The sequence below is a fragment of the Sinomonas flava genome (assembly GCF_039531875.1).
GTDB classification, from domain to species: domain Bacteria; phylum Actinomycetota; class Actinomycetes; order Actinomycetales; family Micrococcaceae; genus Sinomonas; species Sinomonas flava.
Genome location: NZ_BAAAQW010000007.1, coordinates 76,807 through 98,758, shown reverse-complemented (window position 1 = coordinate 98,758; position 21,952 = coordinate 76,807). Strand labels below are relative to the sequence as shown.

Annotated in this window: 19 protein-coding genes; 9 read left to right on the top strand and 10 right to left on the bottom strand. The window is 70.3% G+C overall.

The features are described from left to right. Positions 1-73: 73 nt before the first annotated feature. Together ABD298_RS13760 and ABD298_RS13755 are read left to right on the top strand one after the other, a co-directional pair. Positions 74-1,057, top strand: coding sequence for a hypothetical protein (locus ABD298_RS13760; RefSeq protein WP_344300310.1), 984 nt, complete (start codon positions 74-76; stop codon positions 1,055-1,057). A 70-nt stretch (positions 1,058-1,127) separates the two neighbouring features. Then, on the top strand, positions 1,128-1,421 hold the full coding sequence (locus ABD298_RS13755) for a DUF503 domain-containing protein (protein WP_208711451.1): 294 nt from the start codon (positions 1,128-1,130) through the stop codon (positions 1,419-1,421). Positions 1,422-1,469: 48 nt separating this feature from the next. Here the strand turns inward: ABD298_RS13755 and ABD298_RS13750 are convergent, their stop codons facing one another. After that, positions 1,470-1,943 (bottom strand): hypothetical protein, encoded by a 474-nt coding sequence (locus tag ABD298_RS13750; protein ID WP_344300309.1) that lies wholly within the window; start codon positions 1,941-1,943, stop codon positions 1,470-1,472. Positions 1,944-2,054: 111 nt separating this feature from the next. On the opposite strand from ABD298_RS13750, the gene ABD298_RS13745 reads away from it, so the two are divergent. Next, positions 2,055-3,776, top strand: coding sequence for an LssY C-terminal domain-containing protein (locus tag ABD298_RS13745; RefSeq protein ID WP_344300308.1), 1,722 nt, complete (start codon positions 2,055-2,057; stop codon positions 3,774-3,776). A gap of 2 nt (positions 3,777-3,778) precedes the next feature. Here the strand turns inward: ABD298_RS13745 and ABD298_RS13740 are convergent, their stop codons facing one another. Genes ABD298_RS13740 through ABD298_RS13730 form a run of 3 tightly spaced genes read right to left on the bottom strand, consistent with a single transcriptional unit; the run spans position 3,779 to position 5,140 of the window. Next, positions 3,779-4,276: an iron chaperone gene (locus ABD298_RS13740; protein WP_344300307.1), complete on the bottom strand. Its 498-nt coding sequence runs from the start codon at positions 4,274-4,276 to the stop codon at positions 3,779-3,781. Further along, on the bottom strand, positions 4,273-4,683 hold the full coding sequence (locus ABD298_RS13735) for a VOC family protein (RefSeq protein WP_344300306.1): 411 nt from the start codon (positions 4,681-4,683) through the stop codon (positions 4,273-4,275). Before ABD298_RS13735 ends, ABD298_RS13740 begins: the two co-directional genes overlap by 4 nt. A 10-nt stretch (positions 4,684-4,693) precedes the next feature. After that, positions 4,694-5,140: a helix-turn-helix transcriptional regulator gene (locus ABD298_RS13730; protein ID WP_344300305.1), complete on the bottom strand. Its 447-nt coding sequence runs from the start codon at positions 5,138-5,140 to the stop codon at positions 4,694-4,696. 116 nt (positions 5,141-5,256) lie between these two features. Between ABD298_RS13730 and ABD298_RS13725 the strand changes: the two genes are divergently transcribed. Beyond that, positions 5,257-8,385, top strand: a complete 3,129-nt coding sequence (locus ABD298_RS13725) for an alpha-amylase family glycosyl hydrolase (protein WP_344300304.1) — start codon at positions 5,257-5,259, stop codon at positions 8,383-8,385. Between the two features lie 123 nt (positions 8,386-8,508). After that, entirely contained in the window at positions 8,509-9,561 is a 1,053-nt protein-coding gene (locus ABD298_RS13720; RefSeq protein ID WP_344300303.1) for a zinc-dependent alcohol dehydrogenase family protein, read from the top strand. A 76-nt stretch (positions 9,562-9,637) separates the two neighbouring features. Here the strand turns inward: ABD298_RS13720 and purL are convergent, their stop codons facing one another. The 3 genes from purL to purS are packed head-to-tail and all read right to left on the bottom strand — an operon-like array spanning position 9,638 to position 13,064. Then, on the bottom strand, positions 9,638-11,968 hold the full coding sequence (gene purL / locus ABD298_RS13715) for a phosphoribosylformylglycinamidine synthase subunit PurL (protein WP_344300302.1): 2,331 nt from the start codon (positions 11,966-11,968) through the stop codon (positions 9,638-9,640). Then, positions 11,965-12,741, bottom strand: coding sequence for a phosphoribosylformylglycinamidine synthase subunit PurQ (gene purQ, locus ABD298_RS13710; RefSeq protein ID WP_344300301.1), 777 nt, complete (start codon positions 12,739-12,741; stop codon positions 11,965-11,967). The genes purL and purQ overlap by 4 nt, the downstream gene beginning before the upstream one ends. Before the next feature lie 2 nt (positions 12,742-12,743). Then, entirely contained in the window at positions 12,744-13,064 is a 321-nt protein-coding gene (gene purS / locus ABD298_RS13705; RefSeq protein ID WP_344300300.1) for a phosphoribosylformylglycinamidine synthase subunit PurS, read from the bottom strand. A gap of 85 nt (positions 13,065-13,149) precedes the next feature. Between purS and ABD298_RS13700 the strand changes: the two genes are divergently transcribed. From ABD298_RS13700 to ABD298_RS13690, 3 genes are all read left to right on the top strand, one after another. Then, complete coding sequence (locus tag ABD298_RS13700) at positions 13,150-13,566, top strand: YchJ family protein (protein WP_344300299.1); 417 nt, start codon at positions 13,150-13,152, stop codon at positions 13,564-13,566. 101 nt (positions 13,567-13,667) lie between these two features. Continuing rightward, positions 13,668-13,961, top strand: a complete 294-nt coding sequence (locus ABD298_RS13695) for a DUF1540 domain-containing protein (RefSeq protein ID WP_208711462.1) — start codon at positions 13,668-13,670, stop codon at positions 13,959-13,961. Between the two features lie 473 nt (positions 13,962-14,434). Beyond that, on the top strand, positions 14,435-17,581 hold the full coding sequence (locus ABD298_RS13690) for a S8 family serine peptidase (protein WP_344300298.1): 3,147 nt from the start codon (positions 14,435-14,437) through the stop codon (positions 17,579-17,581). Positions 17,582-17,678: 97 nt separating this feature from the next. Here the strand turns inward: ABD298_RS13690 and ABD298_RS13685 are convergent, their stop codons facing one another. Together ABD298_RS13685 and ABD298_RS13680 are read right to left on the bottom strand one after the other, a co-directional pair. Further along, a complete protein-coding gene (locus tag ABD298_RS13685; RefSeq protein ID WP_344300297.1) occupies positions 17,679-17,954 on the bottom strand; it encodes a hypothetical protein in 276 nt (91 codons plus the stop codon). Positions 17,955-17,985: 31 nt separating this feature from the next. Further along, a complete protein-coding gene (locus ABD298_RS13680; protein WP_425564420.1) occupies positions 17,986-18,921 on the bottom strand; it encodes a 3-methyladenine DNA glycosylase in 936 nt (311 codons plus the stop codon). 161 nt (positions 18,922-19,082) lie between these two features. Between ABD298_RS13680 and mptB the strand changes: the two genes are divergently transcribed. Then, a complete protein-coding gene (gene mptB / locus ABD298_RS13675) occupies positions 19,083-20,669 on the top strand; it encodes a polyprenol phosphomannose-dependent alpha 1,6 mannosyltransferase MptB (protein WP_344300296.1) in 1,587 nt (528 codons plus the stop codon). Positions 20,670-20,680: 11 nt separating this feature from the next. Here the strand turns inward: mptB and ABD298_RS13670 are convergent, their stop codons facing one another. Then, entirely contained in the window at positions 20,681-21,949 is a 1,269-nt protein-coding gene (locus ABD298_RS13670; RefSeq protein ID WP_344300295.1) for a glycosyltransferase 87 family protein, read from the bottom strand. Positions 21,950-21,952: the final 3 nt, after the last annotated feature.

Here is a 21,952-nt window from a genome sequence, read left to right as displayed (position 1 = left end):
CACTTGCGGAGCAGTCGATGAGGGGGTGTGGATAACTTCTGCCGCCTTGTCCCGATTCTGCTCTCATGAGGGCATGAAGACCCCGCGGCGTCTCCCCCAGCAGCTCTCCGGACGGCCCTTCACGGTGGCCGAGGCCGCCCACGCCGGGGTCAGCAAGGGCAGGCTGCGCCACCGGAGCCTCCGGCCCCTGGGCCGCGGGATCAGGGGACAGGGCACGACGGCGGCGCTCACCTTGGGCGCGCGGGTCCGCCCGTTCGTCGAGGTCAACGAGCAGTGCGCGGCCTCCCACGCGACGGCCGCAGAGCTCCATGGCCTCCCAACCCGGAAGCGGGGGCTGGGTGAGGACGAGGTCTTCCACGTGATCCGGCCCGAGGGGGCAGCGCACCTGAAGCGGCCGCACGTCGTCGTGCACCGGGCGAAGCTCCTGCCCGGCGAGACCATGCTCGTCGGAGGCATCCCGGTCACGAGCCCTGCCCGGACCTGGCTCGACCTGGCTGAACGGATCACGCTGGATGAGTTGGTCGCCGTGGGTGACGCCTGCGTCCGGATCCCGTATCCCGAGCTGGAGGGCCGCGAGGAGCCGCACTGCACGGTGGGAGACCTGCGGGACATCGTCGCCCGGCATCGGGGCAAACGGGGGATCCGCAAGGCGCGGCTGGCCCTCGCGCTGATCCGGGTCGGCTCGGATTCGCCGCAGGAGACGGCGCTGCGGCTCGCCCTGCTGCGCGCGGGCCTTCCGGAGCCGGTGCTCAACGCCCGGATCGTGGGAAAGCGTGGGCAGCACGGCCCGAAGCCGGATATCGGCTACCCCGAGTACGGCGTCGGCGTCGAGTACGAGGGCGAGCACCACGGGACGGAGCCGCAGATCGTGCGGGACATCGCCCGTTCCGAGAGCTATGACGATGTCGGCTGGGCCGAGGTGAGGATCTCCAAGCGACACATGGCCAATGAGGGCAAGGCGGCCGTCGCGAAGGTCCGGACGGCCCTCTTCCTCAGGGGCTGGCGCCCCGGCCAGGCCTCCACCCGTGCCTCCACCCCCTCATCGACTGCTCCGTAAGTGTCGTTCTGAGGGCTCAAACCGACACTTACGGAGCAGTCGATGGAGGGGGAGGGGAGAAAATGGGCGCATGTGGATCGCGTGGATCGAGCTCGACCTGCTCCTCGGCGACGTGCACACCCTCAAGGAGAAGCGCTCGGTGGTCCGGCCCATCGTCGCCGAGGTGCGACGCCGCTTCGACGTGTCCGTCGCCGAGGTGGGCGAACACGACCTGTACCGGCGCGCACGCATCGGGGCGGGGATCGTCTCGGGGGACCGGGCGCACGCGCTCGAGGTGCTCGACGGCGTCGAACGCCTCGTCGCGGGCCGGCCCGAGGTCGATCTCCTCAGCGCGCGCCGCCGGGACCTGCACAGCGAGGACTGAGCGCCGCAAGGACTGAGCACCGCGAGGACTGAGCGCCGCAGTCAGCAGTCAGCGCACGAACATCAGCAGCGCCACGTGCAGCGTGCTGAGCACCACGCCGGCAATCGCCATCGCGGAGATCCGCGCGGCCCGCGCCTTCGACCGCGCGAACGAGCCCCAAGCCGCGAAGACCGATGCCGTGAGCGGCCCGGCGGCAAGGACCGCGCCGAACCACGAGGGGATGAACCCGAGCGAGAAGGCCATGATGCCGAAGCCCAAGGACAAGGCCCCGAGGAACGTCGCCAACCGCGAGGCCGGCTTCGGCGGGCGCGGCTGCCGCGGCTCCCCGCGGCGGGATCCCGCGGACGACGGCGACGACTCACCCCTGCGCGCAAGCTCGCCGTGGCGCTGGCCGTCGGGGACCAGGCCGTCGAGCCCGCGCGACCCCGGGGCGGACGTGCTCCCGGGCGGGACGCCGTCGGGCCAGTAGGCGCTCGGGTCCCGGTACGGATTCCGCCGAGGGGCGTTGCCGGGGGTGCTCACCGTTCGATTATCCCCGCCGATCCGCCCGCGCGCCTCGGGGTTCACCCTGAGCGCACCCTGACGCGCGGGCCGCCTGCAGGAACCCTTCAGGAAAGTGGGGAGAATCGCCCTATGGCGTCTGACGTGGCAAGCGGACCAGTGCGGCACGCGCCGAGGCGCAGGATCGGCGCGGCCCCGCACCTGGCGCTGGCCCTGGCAGCTCTCGTGCTCATGGTCGTCTTCTTCTACGCCGTCCGCACACTGACGCTGTTCGTCTCGCCCATGCTGTTCCTCGCTGCCGTGTTCCTCGAGGCGGTCTTCATCGGGGTCTTCGTCTGGGCTGTGGTGCGTGCCCTCGCGCGGCCATCGGAGATGCTGCGCTCGCTCGCCGCGTCCGCCTGGGAGGGCCTCGCCGCGAACGAATACGTGGTCAGGGCCCGGGCCACGAATGCCCCGGGGGCGGTGTGGCTGCGGAACCGGTTCCGCCGCGACAGGGCGTCGGGGCTGTGGCTCACGGGCGTCGTCGTGGTCGCGGCCATTCCATTCGTGAACTTCCTTGGCGTGGCCTACACCGTCGTGAGCGGCGGCGTGCTGACCCGCGTCGACGAGCGCATCGCGAATCTCATGCCCAAGGTGCGCACGCCGGGGGAGACGGCCTTCTTCATCGCCGCGACCATGCTCGCGAACTGGCAGACCGTGGTCCTGATGACGGCCGCTGGGGCGCTCGTGCTGTGGCAGGCCCGACGCCGCTTCCTCGCCACCGCGGTGGTCGGCGCCGTCGTGGCGCAGGAGCTCCTGACGGATTTGGTCCAGCAGATCCTCCACCGGCAGCGCCCGGACGAGTCCCTGGCCCTGCTCGTGGTGACGACTCCGGGCTTCCCGAGCGGCCACACCGTGCGGGCAGTGGTGGTCTACGGGCTCCTCGCGTACCTGCTGGTGCGGGCGTACCGTTCTGCGGCATTCCGGGCGCTGGTCGTCGCCGCCTACCTGACGGTGGTCCTGCTGGTCGGGATGAGCCGCGTGTACCTCGGCGTGCACCACGTGAGCGACGTCTGGGGCGGGATGCTGTTCGGGGCGGCCCTCCTGACGGCGGCCGTCGGCTTTCTGGAGATCGCGGGCCGCTTCCCGTTGATCGGCCGGCCGCGGCGGCCCGTCAGCGTGAGGCGCGTGGTCGCCGTCGTGCCCGTCGTCGGGGTGGCCTTCGCACTCACGACGGCGCCGCTGCTGATCCACCCACAGGAGCACCCCGCGCAGCGGCCCACCACGGCGCTGCCGGCGCTGGACGCGGCGTCGTTCGCGCGGCTCCCGCTCTACAGCGAGACGCTCACCGGCGACCGGATGGAGCCGGCGAACTTCATCTACGTCGGCTCCGAGGACCAGCTCCTCGCGGCGTTCGGGGCGGCCGGGTGGGACCGTGCGGAGCCGTCGACGTTCGCGAACACGCTGCGGGCCTTCGCCGTGGGGATCCAGGGCGGCCAGTACGCCACGGCCCCGGTCACGCCGTCGTTCATGGCGGCCCGCCCCGAGTCCCTCGCGTTCCAGAAGGCGACCGCGGAGAACTCGCTGCGCCAGCGCCACCACACCCGCATCTGGCGCACCGACTTCACGGCGCCCGACGGCCGTCCTGTCTGGGAGGGCACGGCCAGCTTCGACGACGGGATCGAGTTTTCCGGGACCGCGAAGCTGCCCACCCACCACATCGACCCGAACATCGACGCCGAGCGCGCCTACATCGTCGGCTCCCTCGGGTACCCCGAGCAGCTCGTGCCGCTCACGCACCCGCAGATGGGCCACAACGGCAGCGGGGACGAGTTCTTCACTGACGGCGGGGCCCAGCTGATCGTGCTGCGCTGAGGTCAGCCGGCGGCTTTCCTCACGAGCTCCCCGATCCGGGCCCAGTCGTCCTCGCCGGGCTCGGTCAGAGCGACTGACGTCACCCACATGGCGCCGTCGTCCAAGGCCGCGGTCTCCTCGAATCCGAGCGTCGCGTACCGGCTCCCGAACTTCTTCCGGTCCTTGAAGAAGAGCACCACCTTGCCGTCGCGGGCGTAGGAGGGCATGCCGTACCAGAGCTTCGGCGCGAGCTCGGGCGCAGTCTCGGCGACCAGCGCGTGCAGCCGCCGGGCGATCGAACGGTCCGGCTCCTCGAACGACTCGATCTTGGCGACCGTGTCGGCAAGGTCGCCGGCCGCCTTGTCCGCGGCGCTCTGGCGGCCGCGGGCCTTCTTCACCTCGGCGGCGTGCTCCTTCATCGCCGCGCGCTCCTCGGCGCTGAACGCGGACGACGGCGCGCCGGTCGCCTCGGCCGCAGCGCCCGTCTTGGCTGCAGCGCCCGCCTTGGCTGCCGGGCTCACTTGTGCTCCTGGATGCGGATGAGGTTGCCGGCGGGGTCCCGGAAGGCGCAGTCGCGCAGGCCGTAGGGCTGCGCGGTGGGCTCCTGCACTACCTCGGCGTCGGTGGCCTGGACCTTTTCGAACACCTCGTCGAGGTCCGGGGTGGCCAGCAGGATCCAGCCGTAGGTCCCCTTGGCCATCATCTCGGAGATGGTCCGGCGCTCGTCCTCGGTGATCCCCGGGTCGGTGGCCGGCGGGGCCAGGAGGATCGAGGTGCTGGGCTGGCCCACGGGTCCCACGGTGATCCAGCGCATCGTGCCCTGGCCGACGTCCTGACGGACCTCAAACCCTAGGACATCCCGGTAGAAGGCGAGGGACGCCTCCGGGTCGGTGTGCGGGAGGGCGCTTGCATGAATGGTGAGTTCCATGGCCACCACGCTACGAGCGTGCGGCGGGCTGCGCTTCTCGATTCCTGACCGGTCGCGTGACCTGCTTGGCGATGCACGGCAGCATCCCGGCGGTCACGTCGGCCCCCTGCTCCCGGTAGACGCTCGGGGGCACCCCGACCAGCTCCGAGAACCGCGTGCTGAACGTGCCGAGGGAGGAGAACCCGACGGCGAAGCACACCTCGGTGACGCTCGCATCCCCGATCCGCAGCAGGGACATCGCCCGCTCGATCCGCCGCGTCATCAGGTACTGGTACACCGACTCCCCGTAGGCCTGCCGGAACTGCCGGCTCAGGTGCCCCGCGGAGAGGTGGACGCCCCGGGCCAGCTCCTCGACGTTGAGCGGCTGCGCGTACTCGCGGTCGATCCGGTCACGCACGCGCCGCAGGAGCGCGAGGTCGCGCAGGCGCGGAGCCGCAGAGGGGGAGGAAACGGTCACGAGCCGATCGTCCCAAGCCCCCCATGCGACTGTCGAGACCCGGTTCCATGACGCCCTTGTCACGCCGTGTGACATGGACCATAGTTGGCCGAGTCACCGCACTCCCGGAGGTCTCCATGACGAACCGCCCTTCCCGCCCCCGCGCCCGCGGCGCCCGCCGCGCGGGAGCCGCCGCAGCCGCCGTCGTGCTCGCCGCGGGCCTGCTCACCCAGGGGGCGACGACGGCGCTCGCCAGCCCGGCGCCGTCGCCCGCCGGCCCGGCGACGGGCGCCGCGCACTCGTTCCGCACCGCGGCGGGCACGGAGAACTACTACTTCGTCATGACGGACCGGTTCGCGAACGGCACGGCCGCGAACGACCAGGGCGGCCTCGGCGCGGACCCGATGGTCTCCGGGTTCGACCCGGCGAACAAGGGCTTCTACCACGGCGGCGACCTCGCGGGCCTCACCGGCAAGCTCGACTACATCCAGGGCCTGGGCACGACGGCGATCTGGCTCACCCCGAGCTTCAAGAACAAGGCCGTCCAGCCGCAGGACAAGAGCGCCGGCTACCACGGCTATTGGATCACCGACTTCACCCAGATCGACCCGCACCTCGGCACCAACGCCGAGCTCGGGGACCTCATCACGAAGGCACACGAGCGGGGGATGAAGGTCTACTTCGACATCATCACGAACCACACCGCGGACGTCATCAAGTACACCGAGGGGGACCGGAACGGCTACATCAGCAAGACCGCGGCCCCGTACAGGGACGCCGCGGGGAACGTGTTCGACGACGCCGCGGTCGCCGACCAGCCGGGCTTCCCCGCCATGGACCCGGCGACGTCGTTCCCGTACCACCCGTATGTCTCGCCCGGCGAGGAGAACCTGAAGGTGCCTGCCTGGCTCAACGACGTGAGCCTGTACCACAACCGCGGCGACTCGACGTTCGCGGGTGAGAGCGCCAACTACGGCGACTTCTCGGGCCTCGATGACCTCTTCACCGAGAACCCGACGGTCCTCAACGGCTTCATTGACGTCTACAAGAAGTGGATCGGGGACTTCGGGATCGACGGCTTCCGCATCGACACGATGAAGCACGTCAACGACGAGTTCTGGCAGAAGTTCTCGCCTGCGATCCTCGACTACGCCCACTCGGTGGGCAAGAAGGACTTCTTCATGTTCGGCGAGGTCTACGACACCTCGCGGGACTTCACCTCGAAGTTCACCACGTCCGACGGCGTGCAGGCCGTCCTCGACTTCCCCTTCCAGCAGGCCGCCCGCTCCTACGCGTCGGCGTCCTCGCCCGCCACCACGCTGCAGAAGCTCTTCCAGGGCGACGACTGGTACACGACCGCGACCTCGAACGTGTACCAGCTGCCCACCTTCCTCGGGAACCACGACATGGGCCGCATCGGCTCGTTCATCGCCCAGGACAACCCGAACGCCCCCGACGCCGAGAAGGTGGCCCGCGACCGGCTCGCCACAGAGCTCATGTACTTCTCCCGCGGCAACCCGATCGTCTACTACGGCGACGAGCAGGGCTTCACCGGCGCCGGCGGGGACCAGCTCGCCCGGCAGGACATGTTCGCTTCGAAGACCCCCGAGTACCTCGCCGACGCGCTCCTGGGCACGACGGCGACGCACGCCTCGGACAACTACGTCACCACCCACCCGCTCTACACCTCAATCGCCGACCTCGCGAAGGTGGTCAAGGACAACCCGGCGCTGCGCACGGGCGCGCACCAGGACCGGTATGCCGACGCGACGGCCGGGGTGTACGCGTTCTCCCGGATCGACGCGACCGCGCAGCGCGAGTACGTCGTGGCGCTGAACAACACGGCGGCCCCCCGCACCGCGGCCGTGCCGACCTACCTCGCGCAGCGGCCGTTCGCGAAGGTGTTCGGGGACGGTGCCGCGGACCGGCTCAAGACGGCCGCGGACAAGACCCTCACCGTGACCGTCCCGGCGTTCTCCACGGTGGTGTACGAATCCGCGGGTCGCATCCCGGACTCGGCGGCCGCGCCGGTCCCCGTGCTCGGGACTCCGAAGGCGGCCGGCGGGGACAACACGCGCGTCAACGTCACTGCGGACCTGCCGCGCGACTCGTTCTACGAGGTCACGTTCCAGGCACGCACGCCCGGAGGCCAGTGGGAGAACATCGGCACCGATGACACGTACCCGTACCAGGTCTTCCACGCCACGAAAGGCATGACGCCGGGAACTCCGCTCGAGTACCGGGCCCTCACCCTGGACAACACCGGCCACACCGCCACCTCGGCGGCGACCGTCTCCGCCGTGGTGCCTACCCCGGTGGACCCGGACGCGCCCAAGGGGCCAGCGCCGCAGCCGCTCTCGGTCACGGTGGCCGGCGACTACCAGCACCTCGCCGGCTGTGCGGGCGACTGGGACCCGGCGTGCGAGGCGACCATGGCGCAGTACGACCCGGTTGCCTCCGAGTGGCGGCTCACGCTCGACCTCCCGGCCGGCACCTACCAGGTCAAGGCCGCGCTCAACGGATCGTGGACCCAGAACTACGGCGACGGCGGGGCGCCGAACGGGGCGAACATCTCGGTGAGCCACCCGGGCGGGAAGCTGACGTTCACCTACCGGCACGACACCCACCTGACCACGGTGGCCGAGCATGCGGCGCAGCCGTCAGCGGTCGCGGTGCCGGGGACGCTGAACACGGCGATGGGCTGCACGGCCGACTGGGATCCGGCGTGCCCCCAGGCGCAGCTCGCCTTCGACTCCGCGGAGGGGGTCTGGCGCGGCACGTACACGCTGCCGGCCGGCAGCTACTCCTACAAGGCCGCGCTCAACCGTTCCTGGGACGTGAACTACGGGGTCGGCGGGGCGGTCAACGGCCCCAACATCGGCCTCGACCACCCGGGCGGGACGGTGACGTTCAGCTACAACGACTCGACCCACCTCGTCACCGCGGGCTGGCCCGTGGCGCAGCCGGCCTCGGTCAACTTCCCCGGGACGTACCAGCATCTGGCCGGGTGTGCGGGGGACTGGGACCCGGCCTGCCCGGCGACCTCTGCCGCGTGGGACCCGCGCTCGCAGGGGTGGATCCTGCGGCTCGCCTCGCTGCCAGCCGGCTCGTACTCGTTCAAGGCGGCCCTCAATGGGTCATGGGACCTCAACTACGGGGTGGGCGGGGCGCTGAACGGGCCGAACATCGGGTTTGACCATCCCGGCGGCGCGATCGCGTTCCGGTACGACCCCGCCACGCATCTGGTGACGGTGGTGTCGGGCTGACGTCGTCTGGTTTGGGGGTCATGTCCCTACGCGCAGGAGTTAGGCACATGACCCCTCAACAACCGGTCGGATACCGGACCTCGGTCCCTGTCCGCCCCGGCTGGCCCGCGGCACAATGGCGCCATGCGCGCATGGTGGGTGGACGTCCCGGGGCCCGCGGGCGGTGCCTCCGGGGACGGTGAGGGTGGCCCGCTCGTCGTCGGCGAGCGGGCCGACCCCGTCCCCGGGCCCGGCGAGATCCTGGTCAGGGTGTCGGTGTGCGGGGTGTGCAGGACCGACCTGCACCTCGCCGAGGGTGACCTCGCGCCCAGGCGGCAGGGCGTCGTCCCGGGCCACGAGGTGGTCGGGACGGTGGAGGCTGCCGGGGCGGGAGCGTCGCGCTTCGAGCTCGGGGAACGGGTCGGGATCGCCTGGCTCCGCAGTACCTGCGGCACGTGCCGGTTCTGCCGGGCAGGTCGGGAGAACCTCTGCGAAGCACCCCGGTTCACGGGGTGGGACGACGACGGCGGGTACGCGGAGCTCGCCGTCGTGCGCGAGGACTACGCGTACAGGGTGCCCGAGGCGTTCGGACACCGTGAGGCCGCGCCGCTGCTGTGCGCTGGGATCATCGGATACCGGGCGCTGAAGCGGGCCGAGGTGCCCGAGGGCGGGCGCCTCGGCATCTACGGCTTCGGCGGCAGCGCGCACATCACCGCCCAGCTGGCGCTCCACCTCGGCGCGACGGTCTACGTCATGACGCGCGCCCCCGAGGCGCGCGAGCTCGCACTCGAGCTCGGCGCCGCGTGGGCCGGGGCCGCCGACGAGGAGCCCCCAGAGAAGCTCGACTCCGCGATCCTCTTCGCGCCGGTCGGCACGCTCGTCCCGCCGGCGCTAGCCGCCCTCGACCGGGGCGGGACCCTCGCGGTCGCCGGCATCCACCTCAGCGACATCCCGTCGCTGAACTACCAGGAGCACCTCTTCCAGGAGCGGCAGTTGCGCAGCGTCACCGCCAACACGCGCGCCGACGGCGAGGAGTTCCTCCGCCTCGCCGCCGAGATCCCCGTGCGCACGACGACGGTGCCGTACCCGTTCGAGGCCGCGCACCGTGCGCTCGCCGACCTCGCGGGGGACCGGATCACGGGGGCCGCCGTGCTCGAGGTGCGTCCCCGGCCCCCCGGACAAACGACTGCTCCGTAAGTGTCCTTCTGAGGCGTCAGAACGACACTTACGGAGCAGTCGATGAGTGGGGCCGGGGCCGCTGGAGGCTCCGGGGTCAGGCGAAGTGCTTCGGCAGGGTCCCCTCGTGGGCCTCGCGGAGGTCCGCGAGCGGGAGCTCGAACTGGCCCTGGACGTCGATCGAGGTCGCGAGGACGTCGACCACGCCGAGGCGTTGCACGGGGTAGTTCCGGGCGGTCGCCATGTCGTTGAAGCGGACCTCCTCGGAGCGCGGCACCGACACGATCGCGCGGCCCTGCGACTCGGAGAAGAGCGCGGTGAAGACATCGATGCCGTCGCGCTCGCACAGCTCGTCGAGCGAGACCCGCGCGCCCACGCCGAAGCGCAGCGCCATCTCGGCCAGCCCGGCGGCGAGGCCGCCCTCGGAGAGGTCGTGCGCGGCGTCGATCATGCCGTCGCGGGAGGCGTTGATGAGGATCGCGCCGAGCGTCTTCTCCGCCTCGAGGTCCAGCTTCGGCGGGAGCCCGCCGAGGTGGCCACGCAGGTTGGCGAACTCGGACCCGTCCAGCTCGTCACGGGTGACGCCGAGCAGGTAGATCGCCTGCCCGTCCGCGTTCCGCTGCCAGCCCGACGGCGTGCGGCGGGCGACGTCGTCGAACCGGCCCAGAACGCCGACCACGGGTGTGGGGTGGATCGCCGTCGTGCCCGTCTGGTTGTACAGCGAGACGTTGCCGCCCGTGACCGGGATGCCGAGCACCTGGCAGGCATCGGCGAGGCCGCGGACGGCCTCGGCGAACTGCCACATGACCTCGGGGTCCTCAGGGGAGCCGAAGTTGAGGCAGTCGGTGACGGCCATCGGCACGGCGCCGGAGGTGGCGACGTTGCGGTACGACTCGGCGAGCGACAGCTGGGCGCCCGTGTACGGGTCGAGGTAGGCGTAGCGGCCGTTGGCATCGGTCGAGAGGCCCACGCCCATGCCGGTCTCCTCATCGACGCGGACCACGCCGGCGTCGTCGGGAGAGGCGAGGGCCGTGTTGCCGCCCACGTAGTGGTCGTACTGCTTGGTGACCCACGACTTGTCGCACATGTTCGGGCTCGCCATGAGCTCGAGGACGGCGGCCTTGAGCTCTTCGCCCGTGGACGGCAGGTCCCTGCCGGCCTCGGACGCGCGGAAGGTGTCTGCCTGGACGCCGTCAAGCCACTCCGGGCGGTGGTACGGGCGGTTGTACACGGGGCCCTCGTGGGCCACGGTGCGGGGGTCGACGTCGACGATCGTCTCGCCGTCCCACGTGATGATGAGACGGCCGGTGTCGGTGACCTCGCCGAGCCACGAGTACTCGACGTTCCACTTGTCCATGACCTTCTCGAACTCGGCCACGTTCTCCGGGGTCACGACCGCCATCATGCGCTCCTGCGACTCCGACATGAGGATCTCGCCGGGGGTCAGGGTGGGGTCGCGGAGGAGGACGTTGGTCAGCTCGACCTGCATGCCGCCGTCGCCGTTGGAGGCCAGCTCAGAGGTGGCGCACGAGATGCCGGCGGCACCGAGGTCCTGGATGCCCTCGACGAGGGAGTGCTTGAAGAGCTCGAGGCAGCACTCAATGAGGACCTTCTCGGCGAACGGGTCGCCGACCTGGACGGCGGGCCGCTTGGAGGGCTTGCTGTCGTCGAAGGACTCCGAGGCGAGCACCGAGGCGCCGCCGATCCCGTCGCCGCCCGTGCGGGCGCCGAACAGGACCACCTTGTTGCCCACGCCGGAGGCGTTGGCGAGGCGCAGGTCCTCGTGGCGCAGCACGCCGACGGCGAGCGCGTTCACGAGCGGGTTGGCCTGGTAGACCGAGTCGAAGACGACCTCGCCGCCGATGTTCGGCAGTCCCAGGGAGTTGCCGTAGCCGCCGATGCCGGAGACGATGCCGTGCACGAGGCGGGCCGTGTCCGGGTGGTCGATCGCGCCGAAGCGCAGCGGGTCCATGACGGCCACGGGGCGGGCGCCCATCGAGATGATGTCGCGGACGATTCCGCCGATGCCGGTCGCCGCGCCCTGGTAGGGCTCGACGAAGGACGGGTGGTTGTGGGACTCGACCTTGAAGGTCACGGCCCAGCCGTCGCCCAGGTCGGTCACACCGGCGTTCTCGCCGATCCCCACCATCATGTCCTTCTTCATCTCGTCGGTGAGCTTCTCGCCGAACTGGCGCAGGTGCACCTTGGAGGACTTGTAGGAGCAATGCTCGCTCCACATGACCGAGTACATCGCGAGCTCGGCGGCGGTGGGACGCCGGCCGAGGAGCTTGACGATCTCCTCGAACTCGTTCTCCTTCAGGCCCAGCTCGGCCCAGGGGAGGTCGGTCTCGGGGGTCTGCGCCGCGTGCTCGACCGTGTCGATGTTGAACTTGCGGGCGGTCGCTGTTTCTGTGTTCCCTGCGGTCACTTGGAGCCTCCGACGAGCGTGGTGAGGACGGACGTGAAGAAGCCGAGCCCATCGGTGGAGTACTCGCAGCCCTCGGGCGTGAGCGGGCCGAAGCCGGGCTCGACGGCGTGCTCGGGGTGGGGCATGAGCCCGACGACGTTGCCCGCGGCGTTCGTGATGCCCGCGATGTTGCGGCGCGAGCCGTTCGGGTTCCAGCCCACGTAGCGGAACGCGACGCGGCCCTCGCCCTCGAGCTCGTCGAGCGTCTTCTCGTCCGCGACGTACTGGCCGTCCTGGTTCTTCAGGACGACCGTGATCTCCTGGCCGACCTCGTAGCTGTTGGTCCACGCGGTCTGGTTGTTCTCGACGCGCAGCACCTGGTCGCGGCAGATGAACTTCAGGTGGTCGTTCTTGATCATCGAGCCCGGGAGCAGGTGGCTCTCGGTGAGGACCTGGAAGCCGTTGCAGATGCCGAGCACCGGCAGCTTCGCGTCGGAGTTCGCCGCATCGACGATCTTGCCCATGAGCGGGGCGAAGCGGGCGATCGCGCCCGCCCGCAGGTAGTCGCCATAGGAGAAGCCGCCGGGGAGCACGACGGCGTCCACGTCCGCGAGTGCCTGTGGCGACTCGTCTGCGTGCCACAGTGGGACGGGGGTCGCGCCCGCGAGGCGGACGGCGCGCGCGGCGTCACGGTCGTCGAGCGTGCCGGGGAAGGTCACGACGCCAATCCGGGCACCGGAAAGCGGGGCCGCCTCCGGCGTGCTCAGGTCTGCGATGAGGGGGGTCTCGCTCATGCTCAGGCCTCGGCGCCCGCGGTCTCGGCGCCGGCGGCCTGGGGGGAGGCCTCCACGGCGTCGTCGCTCGTGTCGTCTGCGAGCACCTCGACGTTCACCACGTCCTCGATGACCGGGTTCGAGAGCATCGTCGCGGCGGCGTTGCGTGCCTGCTCGAGGACCTCGTCCGTCACGGGGCCCTCTACCGTGAGCTCGAAGCGCTTGCCCTGGCGCACGCCGCTGAAGGCGGTGAAGCCGAGCCGCGGCAGCGCCCCCACGATCGCCTTACCCTGCGGGTCGAGAATCTCGGGTTTGGGCATGACATCGACAACGATCCGCGGCATCGAAAGGTGCTCCTGTGCTTGGGGGTGGTTGGGCAAGCACTCGGCTTGCACCCCGATTCTACCGGAGGCGTTTACCATAGCCCGCATGCGTCCCGGAACCCCCGATCCCGATCTGCGCTGCCCCTGCGGGAGCGGCGACACGTACGGCGCCTGCTGCGGCCGATTCCACAGCGGCCTCGCCCAAGGCGTCTCCGCGCCCACGGCGGAGGCCCTCATGCGCTCGCGCTACTCGGCCTACGCCCTCGGCGACACCACCTACCTGCTGGCCACCTGGCACCCGTCCACGCGCCCGGCCACCCTCGAACTCGACACGTCGACGCGGTGGCGGCGCCTCGACGTCGTGCGCACGACGGCGGGCGGCCCCTTCGACACGGAGGGGACCGTGGACTTCGAGGCGCGCTTCGTCGACGAGGGCGGGCGCGGCGTTCTGCGCGAGCACTCGAGGTTCGTCCGCGAAGAGGGACGCTGGTACTACGTCGACGGCGACGCCGCGGGGGCCTGAGGGCTGCCATAGGGAACGAAAAAGTGCCCTATTGGGCCGGCTCTTTTCCTCGCGGACGGGAGTAGATTTCCGGGCAAACGAGAACGGCTCGAGGAGGATCAATGACGCTCCAGATCACCGAAGTCTCCGCCTGCACGGTCGACAACTGCTCGTTCAACCACGACCACGAATGCAGCGCCTACGCCATCACGGTGGGCGGTGGCGAGAACCACGCTAGCTGTGGGACGTTCATCGACACCTCCTCCCTGGGCGGCCTGCCCAAGGTGCTGGCCCACGTGGGAGCCTGCCAGCGCGGGGAATGCGTCCACAACGACCACCTCATGTGCAACGCGCACGATGTGCGGGTCGGCCCCGGCAGCGACGCCGCGGACTGCCTCACCTACGAGCACCGCTAGGCCCGGACCGGCGGATCCGCCGGGTCCGCACAGGCCCTCAGTCCTCAAGGGAAGTCAAGGAAGACAGGGAGGCGCAGGCAGCGAAGGACAGCGACTCCGGGATGCCGCGGCGGATGTAAGGCCTCGGTCGCCGTAGGCCCCGGACTGTCAGAGGCCAGCAAGCAGAGATCCCCAACGGAAGGACATCTGCACACCAGACAGAGAACATGAAAGAGACAGACGCCTGAGGGGCGCGCCGCAGTCGGCGCGCCCCTCTCTTCTGCGCGCCTCTTTTCTGGCCGCCTCTTTTTCTGCCTGCCGGTCGCCGCCCCTGGCATTCTTCGATCCGCACTCCTGTCAAGCCCCTGTCACATCTGTGAAGTTGGTGGGATCCATCTTTCGGATAGGTCTAGTGTGAAGCACTCGCTTCGGGTAGCTTGTGGCGCAATCCGCCGTGGCGGAGGTCACACTCGCTCCTGAAAGGTCTCACTCGCGTGAACAGAGAAAACCTCGGCCGGGGGCGGCCCGGGCTGACGCGCCTCGCGGCGCTCGCCGTCGGGTTGCCCCTCGTCCTGACCGCCGTCGCGGCGCCGGCCGGCGCTGCGCCCGACATCACCCCGACCGCGCCGGCAGCCTCCCGGGCCGACGCCCACGTCTCGTTCGAGGACGGCCGGTACATCGTGGTCCTCGCCGAACAGGCCGTGGCTGCCTACGACGGCGGTACGCCCGGCTACGCGGCCACCGCTCCGAGCAAGGGCCGCAAGGTCGACTCCGGCAGCCCGAACGTGAGGGCCTACGACGCGCACCTGCGCAAGGCGCAGCGGGACGTCGCCGCCCGGAACGGCGTGGCCGTGGGCCAGCAGTTCACGACGGCGCTCAACGGCTTCGTCGCCGACCTCACCGCTGCGCAGGCCCAGACGCTCGCGAAGGACCCACGGGTCGTGGCCGTCGCCAAGGACGTGCAGGCGGCCCCGGATTACACGAGCAATGACTTCATGAAGCTGACGGGCCCGCAGGGGGCATGGGCCACGCAGTTTGGCGGCCAGGAGGGCGCAGGGAAGGGAACGGTGGTCGGGGTCATCGACACGGGGTACTCCCCGGACAATCCCTTCCTGGCCGGGGAGCCGGTGACGGCCCTGGCGCCCGGGGCGAAGCCCCAGGTCGGCATCCCGTACCGGGATTCCGACGGCAGGATCGCGATGCTCAAGGGCGACGGCACGACCTTCACGGGAGAATGCCAGGCCGGCACGGACACGGGGGCGTCCTTCGACGGGACTGCGTGCAACTCCAAGGTCGTCTCGGCGCGCTACTTCGCGGACGGCTTCCTCGCGTCGGTGCCCGCCCCGCACCGCGCGCCCGAGGAGGTCATCTCCCCCGTGGACATCGGCTCCCACGGCACCCACACGGCGTCGACCGCGGCCGGGAACGCCGACGTCCACATGAGCATCGCGGGCACCGACTTCGGCGTGAGCTCCGGGGTGGCGCCGTCGGCGAAGGTCTCCGTCTACAAGGTCTGCTGGGAGGACGACGACCCGAACACCGGCGGCTGCTACAGCTCGGCCTCGGTGGCGGCGATCGAGGCTGCCATCCAGGACGGAGTGGACGTGCTCAACTACTCGATCTCGGGCAACACGGGCTCCACCACGGACCCCGTGGCGCTCGCGTTCCTCAACGCCGCCTCCGCGGGGATCTTCGTCTCGGCGTCGGCGGGCAACTCGGGGCCGGCGGCCTCGACCGTCAACCACTCCTCGCCGTGGCTCACCACGGTGGCCGCGAGCACCTTCCCCGGCGACCTGGTGGGCACCGTGAAGGTCTCGGACGGCTCGACCTACCGCGGCGCGACGGTCATGAGCGGCGAGGTGCTCGACAAGGCCCCGGTCCTGGCGGCCGACGCCGCCGCGGCCGGTGCGGCGGACGCGAACCTGTGCTTCGCCGGCAGCCTCGACCCGGCCAAGGTCACGGGCAAGGTCGTGGTGTGCGACCGGGGCGTCAACGCGCGCACAGACAAGAGCGCAGAGGTCAAGCGGGCCGGGGGCGTGGGGATGATCCTCGTCAACCTGAGCCCGAGCTCGGAGGATTCCGACCTGCACGCGGTGCCGACGATCCACGTCAACGCGCCCGAGGGCCCCGAGCTCAAGGCGAAGATCGCGGCCAACGCGGCCCTGACCGTCAGCCTCGTCAAGGGCGACCTCACGGGCAGGCCGGCCAGCCCGACCCCGCAGATCGCCGGCTTCTCCTCCCGCGGCCCCTCGCTCGCCTCCGGCGGCGACCTGCTCAAGCCGGACGTGTCCGCGCCCGGCGTGAACGTCCTGGCCGGCGTCTCGACCGTGGGGAACCACGGCGAGCAGTTCGGGTTCATGTCAGGCACGTCCATGGCCGCCCCGCACATCGCCGGCGTCGGCGCGCTCGTGCTGGGCAGGAACCCGTCGTGGTCGCCGGCGATGGTCAAGTCCGCCATGATGACGACCGCGTACCCGCTCGTCACCGCCGCCGGCACCGCCAACCGCAACCCCTTCGACGGAGGTGCCGGCCACGTCGACACGACCAAGGTCACCGATCCGGGCCTCGTGTACAACGCCGGATCGAAGGACTGGCTCGCGTTCCTCAACGGCCAGGGCTACCCGACGGGTGCGCCGCAGGCCGGCTCGCTCGCCGCGAAGGACGTGAACGTCCCCTCGATCGCCCTGGGGTCCCTCGTGGGGGAGGTCCAGGTGAAGCGCCAGCTGACGGCACTGGTCCCGGGCCTGTACCGGCCGCAGGTCACGCTGCCCGGTGTCGAGGTCCACGTCGAGCCGCAGGCGCTCAACTTCTCGAAGGCGGGCCAGACCCGTGAGGTCACGATCACCGTCAAGAACATCTCTGCCCCGCTCGGGAAGTTCACCACCGGAACCCTCTCGTGGGTGGGTCCCCGCACCGTCACCTCGCCGATCGCCGTGCGCCCGGTCGATGCGAAGGTCGAGCCGGCCTACAGCTTCTCGTCGGCAACCGGCGACGGCTCAGGTACCTTCACGCTGACCTCGGGGAGCGACGCACCGATCACCGTGGGCGTCGAGGGCCTCGCCCCGGTCGCCCAGAAGGCCATCACCAAGGTGCCCGGCCCGGTGAGGGCCACGAATGACGCCGCGAACGGACTCGTCGCGGTGCGCGTGCCGGCGGGCCAGAAGGTCGCCCGGTTCGAGCTCAGCGCCGCCGACAGCCAGACCGACTGGGACCTGTACGTCCTCGGCCCCAACGGCTCGGGCGGGCTCAAGCAGTACACGGCCGCGACCGGTTCGGCAAGCGAGAGCCTCGAGATCACGGACCCGCTGCCGGGCACGTACTACGTCATCGGGAACCTCTTCGCGAGCCCCGGCAACGGCTCGTCGGACGCGGTGCTCCGCGCTGCGACCTGGGCGGGCGATGCGGGCAACGCCGTGGTCGCGCCGAACCCGATCATCGCCGCCAACGGCGCCCAGGCCACCGAGACCCTATCGTGGACAGGGCTCGCACCGGGCGCCTACATGGGCCGCCTCGCGTTCGGCGACAACGGCGTCCGCAGCATGGTGAACGTCGCGGTCGGCTCCGGTACGGCGGCGGCCCCGGCAGCCTCCGCCCCCGGCGCCCCCGAGATGGCGCCCGTCGACGCCGTCCCCGGCCAATGACGCGGTAGGCCGCTTCCGCACCCGGCTGCCCCGCCGCCGTCGTCCGCTGGGGGACGACGGCGGCGGGGCAGCCGCGCGTCGGGGCCGGACGGCGCCCCTACGCCGAGGGGTCCTCGCCGAGACCCGGCAGGTCGCCTGGGTCGCGTCCCTTGGCGGTGTCGACGATCTCTCGGCGCTGCCGGTCCCGCTCCTCGACCACCACCGTGTGGGACGGCTGGAACAGCTCGGCGGCCACCCCAAGCATCGCGGCGCTGCCGCCCTTGGGCTTGCGCCGGCGGTAGTAGATCCAGCCGTGGCCCTCAATCCACAGCAGGGCTCGATCCAGGACGACGACAACGACCGCGGCGATGAGGAGCCACCAGTACCACTCCATGCCGCACCTCCTGCGTCTATTCTCGGCCCGATCAGGACGCGAGGGCGGCCTCCAAGGGGGCGAGCGCCGTCGTGAGCCGCTCCCGCAGCGCGGCCGCCTCGGCAGCGAAGCCGCGCTGCGCCTCGACGTACTCGGCCTTCCCTGCCGGCGTCTCGATGGCGATGGGCTCGAAGCCCCAGCCGGAGAGGTCGTAGGGCGACGCCTGCATGTCCATGGTCCGCACCCGCCACGCGAGCTCGAAGCAGTCCATGAGCAGTTCGCCGGGGATCGCAGGCCCCAGCTTGTACGCCCACTTGTAGAGGTCCATGTTCGCGTGGAGGCAGCCCGGCTGCTCGAGGTCGCGCTGCGTGGCACGGGTCGGCTGGAGCTCGTTGAGGGGCGCCGCGTCGGGGGAGTAGAAGCGGAACGCGTCGAAGTGCGTGCAGCGGATGCGGTGCTCCTCGACCACGCGGTCGGTGCCGTCGGCGCCGAGCCGCAGCGGGAGGTACTCGTGCCGGATCCCGAACTTCACGCTCCGATAGGCCATGGCCCACTCGTGCAGGCCGAAGCACCCGAACTGCGGCGGACGGGCCGCGGTGCCGCGCAGGATGATCCCGCAGAATCGGATCGTCTCCTCACGTTCGGCGGCGTAGGCGGGCAGGTCGAGCACGACGGCGGCAATGTCCTCCTCCACGCCCGCCGCCTCCCGCTCGGTGCAGGTGAGCGCGCGGTAGTGCTTCCACCCGAGCCGTTCGGCGGCGTCGTGCCCCACGAGAGCCGTTCCCGCGCCCGGGTGCCAACGGCCCAGCTGGCCGGGCTTGTGCGTGTAGTAGGTGAAGAGGAAGTCCTCGATGGGGTGCTTCCTCCCCGCGTTGCGCCGGGCCACGAAGGGCTCCGCGAAGCGCGCCACCCGCGCGGCGTGCGCGTGGGCGCGCGGCAGCCAGCGGTCCTCGGTGAGGAAGGAGAACGGGATGGCTCGGGCAGGCACCCGTCCATTATTCCCGATGTCAGGGGGCCGACGGGGCCCAGGGCCGGGGGTGCGAAGGGCCGTCTTGCTAGAATTCTCCTTGCCGAAGCACCTGTGAATTGGTGTCAGCTGCCTTCCGTCCCAGGGGGTGCCGAACCATGAGTGGGGGAAACCACAGAGCCATGACGACAAGCAGCTCCCCCTCCCGGCCCGCGGGCAGCCCCTTGGCGTCGAAACAGGCGCGATGGCCTGCGGCCACGGCTGAGAAGCGCAGGGCGTACGTCGCGATCTGCCAGGGGTTCGTTGGCTCGCTGATGATGTTCGTCGGGTCCATCGGCATCGGGTGGATTGCCAGCGGATCCCCGCTGGTCCGCCAGCCAGTCGTCATTGCGATGCGTGCCGAGCGCTGGGGGGTGACGCTTTCCACCATCCTGCTGACTGTAGGGGCCATGCTGCTGATGCGGTCATGGCTGAGGCTCGGCCAGCGACTGGGGGATTGGGGCGATGGCACGCGGCGACAGGTGATGGCGGCCATCGGCGCCTGGTCCCTGCCGCTGCTTTTCGCGGTGCCCATCTATTCGCGTGATGTCTACGCCTACATCGGCCAGGGCCGCTTGCTGATGGAGGGGAGAGATCCCTACGCCGAGGGCATCTCCGTTCTGAACAACTGGTTCTCCCTCGGAGCCGACCCGGCGTGGGCGGAGGCTCGGACACCGTATGGCCCGTACTTCCTCTGGCTGGAACGCGCTGTGGTGGCGATCACCGGCGCCCAACCGGACATGTCCGTCCTGCTCTTCCGGTTGCTGGCCGTCGCCGGGGTGCTGCTGTGCGTGCTGTACCTGCCCAAGCTGGCGGAACTGCACGGGATCAACGGCGCCCGGGCCCTGTGGATCGCGGTCGCGAATCCGCTGTTCCTGATCAGCTTCATCGCGAGTGCACACAACGATGCCCTCATGGTCGGCCTCGCGGTTGCCGGGACATACCTGGCCGCGACCCGTCGGTACGTGCGCGGAGTCCTGCTCGTGACGGCATCCATCGGCATCAAGCCGGCCACGGTGCTCCTGCTCCCGTTCATCGCCCTGATGTGGGCAGGAGCCGGGGCATCCTGGCTTCGCCGGCTCGCGGTATCTGCCGCCACCGCCGCGCTGAGCCTCGCGGTGCTGGTCCTCAGCGGCATACCGTACGGCTTGGGCCTGGGCTGGACCTGGGCCATCATGGACCCCACCCCGGGCTACACGGGGTACTCGCCGTCGGGTTTCCTCGGCCAGCAGGTCGAGTTCTTCGGCAGCGTCCTGGGGCTCCCCGGTGCTGCAATGGCGGACGTCTTCAGGACGGCCTTGAAGTGGACGGCCGTCGGGCTGGTCCTCCTGCTGATGCTCCGGGGCGAGCATTCCCGGCTGGTGCGACGCATGGCACTTGCCTTCGCGGCGGTAGTGCTGCTGTCGCCCATCATCCAGCCGTGGTACATCCTCTGGATCATCCCCTTCCTGGCCGCCACCGGCATCAGGGACGACTGGCAGATCCGGTGCCTCTACGTCGGGGTCACGTTCTTCGTGGTGTTCGGGGCGCAGGATCAGCTGTCGGTCTGGTCTTTCGTGGAGCTGCCCGTCAATGCATCGTCCCTCGCGTTTGCCATCGCACTTCTCTTCACGTGCTACCTGTTGGTCCTTGACGTCCACACACGGGCGCTGCTGATCCAGGGCAAGCCGGCGGACTTGATGCGCCGAGGCGTCCGGCGCATCCTCCGCCGGCAGCCCGACGCCAGCTAGGCGAACGCCAGCTAGGCGGCCGGCCGGCCGCCGCGCTTGCGCCCCAGTTCGGCTGTCCGGCGCACCGACCACCAGAGCAGAACAACCAACAGGACGTTCCGCGTCGTCAGAACGGCTGCAATGGCGGGATGCGCGTGGATGAGAGGTGTGTAGAAGAGCGGATAGATCACGAACGTCGCCGCCGCTATGGCCATCAGGAGGGCGGCAGGGACCTTCCATCGGTTCCAGTCGTGCGTCAGCCCCGCCACAATCACCGGAGCCAGCCAGATGATGAACTGGGGCGATCCCACCTTGTTGAACACGATGAATGCTGTCGTCATCATGAGCGCCCCTTCGAGGAACAGCTCCTCGCGCTCGGCACCTCGGTTGAGGGCGCGGACCAGAAGGACGGAGCCGGCGATCGCGGCGAGGACCAGCAGGGGCTGCATCAGGAAGGCGGCCACCTCAGCGCCGGGCCCATAGACCTCCGTGGAGTTGATGGCCACGTTGTCGGCTATTCTCGAGCCGGCAACATTGAAGACGCTGAGCCACACCCAGGGGGTGGAGAAGGTCGCCTCGAGCTGCATGCCACGCTCACCCTGATTGACCAGGAAGTCCATGATGTGGTCCAGGGCGCCGGTCAGGTAGGTCCCGAAGGCCACCAAGGCGCCGACGGCGCCTGCAGCTGCCACCATCCTCAGGCGCTGGCGGGAGGCGATCACCAGGGGGGCCAGCACGGCCGCAGGCCACACTTTGATCCAGGTCGCGACACTGAGCAGAACGGACGCGACGATGGGTCTGCGGGCAGCGAAGAGCAGCGCGACCAGGACGATGGGAGCCGTGATGCCCTCGACCCGGGCGAAGCTGAGGTATCCCATGAAGCCGGTGAAGAACAGCCACCACCAGGCAGGGGCAATCCCGCCCAGACGTCGGGGACCCCGTGTCAGGTACAGCATCGCGACCGCGTTGAGGGCCGTGATGATGAGGGTCCACACCAGCAGGTACAGCTGTGGGCCCGCAACGTTGGCCAGGAAGATGGGTATCTGCGCCAGCACTGGATAGACCCAGGGACTGATCTTTCCCCCGAGGCTGTCCGGGTTGTACCCCGCCATGGCCCACTGGCGGTACTGCTCCGTGTCGCTGAAGGTGCCGCCGTCAAGGAAGAAGGAGGCCATCCATCCGAGGAAGTACAGATGGACGACGGCGAATCCCCACCACACGCTCGACGGCCGGCTGAACCAGGCGACGAATCCCGGGGGCAGGGCGCGGTGTCGGATGCGGACCAGATGCTCGAATACCATCGC

Bases quoted from the DNA above. Each gene is read 5' to 3' on its own strand.
- ABD298_RS13720 (WP_344300303.1), top strand. From the start codon at position 8,509: ATGCGCGCATGGTGGGTGGACGTCCCGGGGCCCGCGGGCGGTGCCTCC.
- ABD298_RS13745 (WP_344300308.1), top strand. From the start codon at position 2,055: ATGGCGTCTGACGTGGCAAGCGGACCAGTGCGGCACGCGCCGAGGCGC.
- purQ (WP_344300301.1), bottom strand. From the start codon at position 12,741: ATGAGCGAGACCCCCCTCATCGCAGACCTGAGCACGCCGGAGGCGGCC.
- purS (WP_344300300.1), bottom strand. From the start codon at position 13,064: ATGCCGCGGATCGTTGTCGATGTCATGCCCAAACCCGAGATTCTCGAC.
- ABD298_RS13700 (WP_344300299.1), top strand. From the start codon at position 13,150: ATGCGTCCCGGAACCCCCGATCCCGATCTGCGCTGCCCCTGCGGGAGC.
- ABD298_RS13725 (WP_344300304.1), top strand. From the start codon at position 5,257: ATGACGAACCGCCCTTCCCGCCCCCGCGCCCGCGGCGCCCGCCGCGCG.
- ABD298_RS13760 (WP_344300310.1), top strand. From the start codon at position 74: ATGAAGACCCCGCGGCGTCTCCCCCAGCAGCTCTCCGGACGGCCCTTC.
- ABD298_RS13755 (WP_208711451.1), top strand. From the start codon at position 1,128: ATGTGGATCGCGTGGATCGAGCTCGACCTGCTCCTCGGCGACGTGCAC.
- ABD298_RS13695 (WP_208711462.1), top strand. From the start codon at position 13,668: ATGACGCTCCAGATCACCGAAGTCTCCGCCTGCACGGTCGACAACTGC.
- ABD298_RS13685 (WP_344300297.1), bottom strand. From the start codon at position 17,954: ATGGAGTGGTACTGGTGGCTCCTCATCGCCGCGGTCGTTGTCGTCGTC.
- ABD298_RS13670 (WP_344300295.1), bottom strand. From the start codon at position 21,949: ATGGTATTCGAGCATCTGGTCCGCATCCGACACCGCGCCCTGCCCCCG.
- mptB (WP_344300296.1), top strand. From the start codon at position 19,083: ATGACGACAAGCAGCTCCCCCTCCCGGCCCGCGGGCAGCCCCTTGGCG.
- ABD298_RS13735 (WP_344300306.1), bottom strand. From the start codon at position 4,683: ATGGAACTCACCATTCATGCAAGCGCCCTCCCGCACACCGACCCGGAG.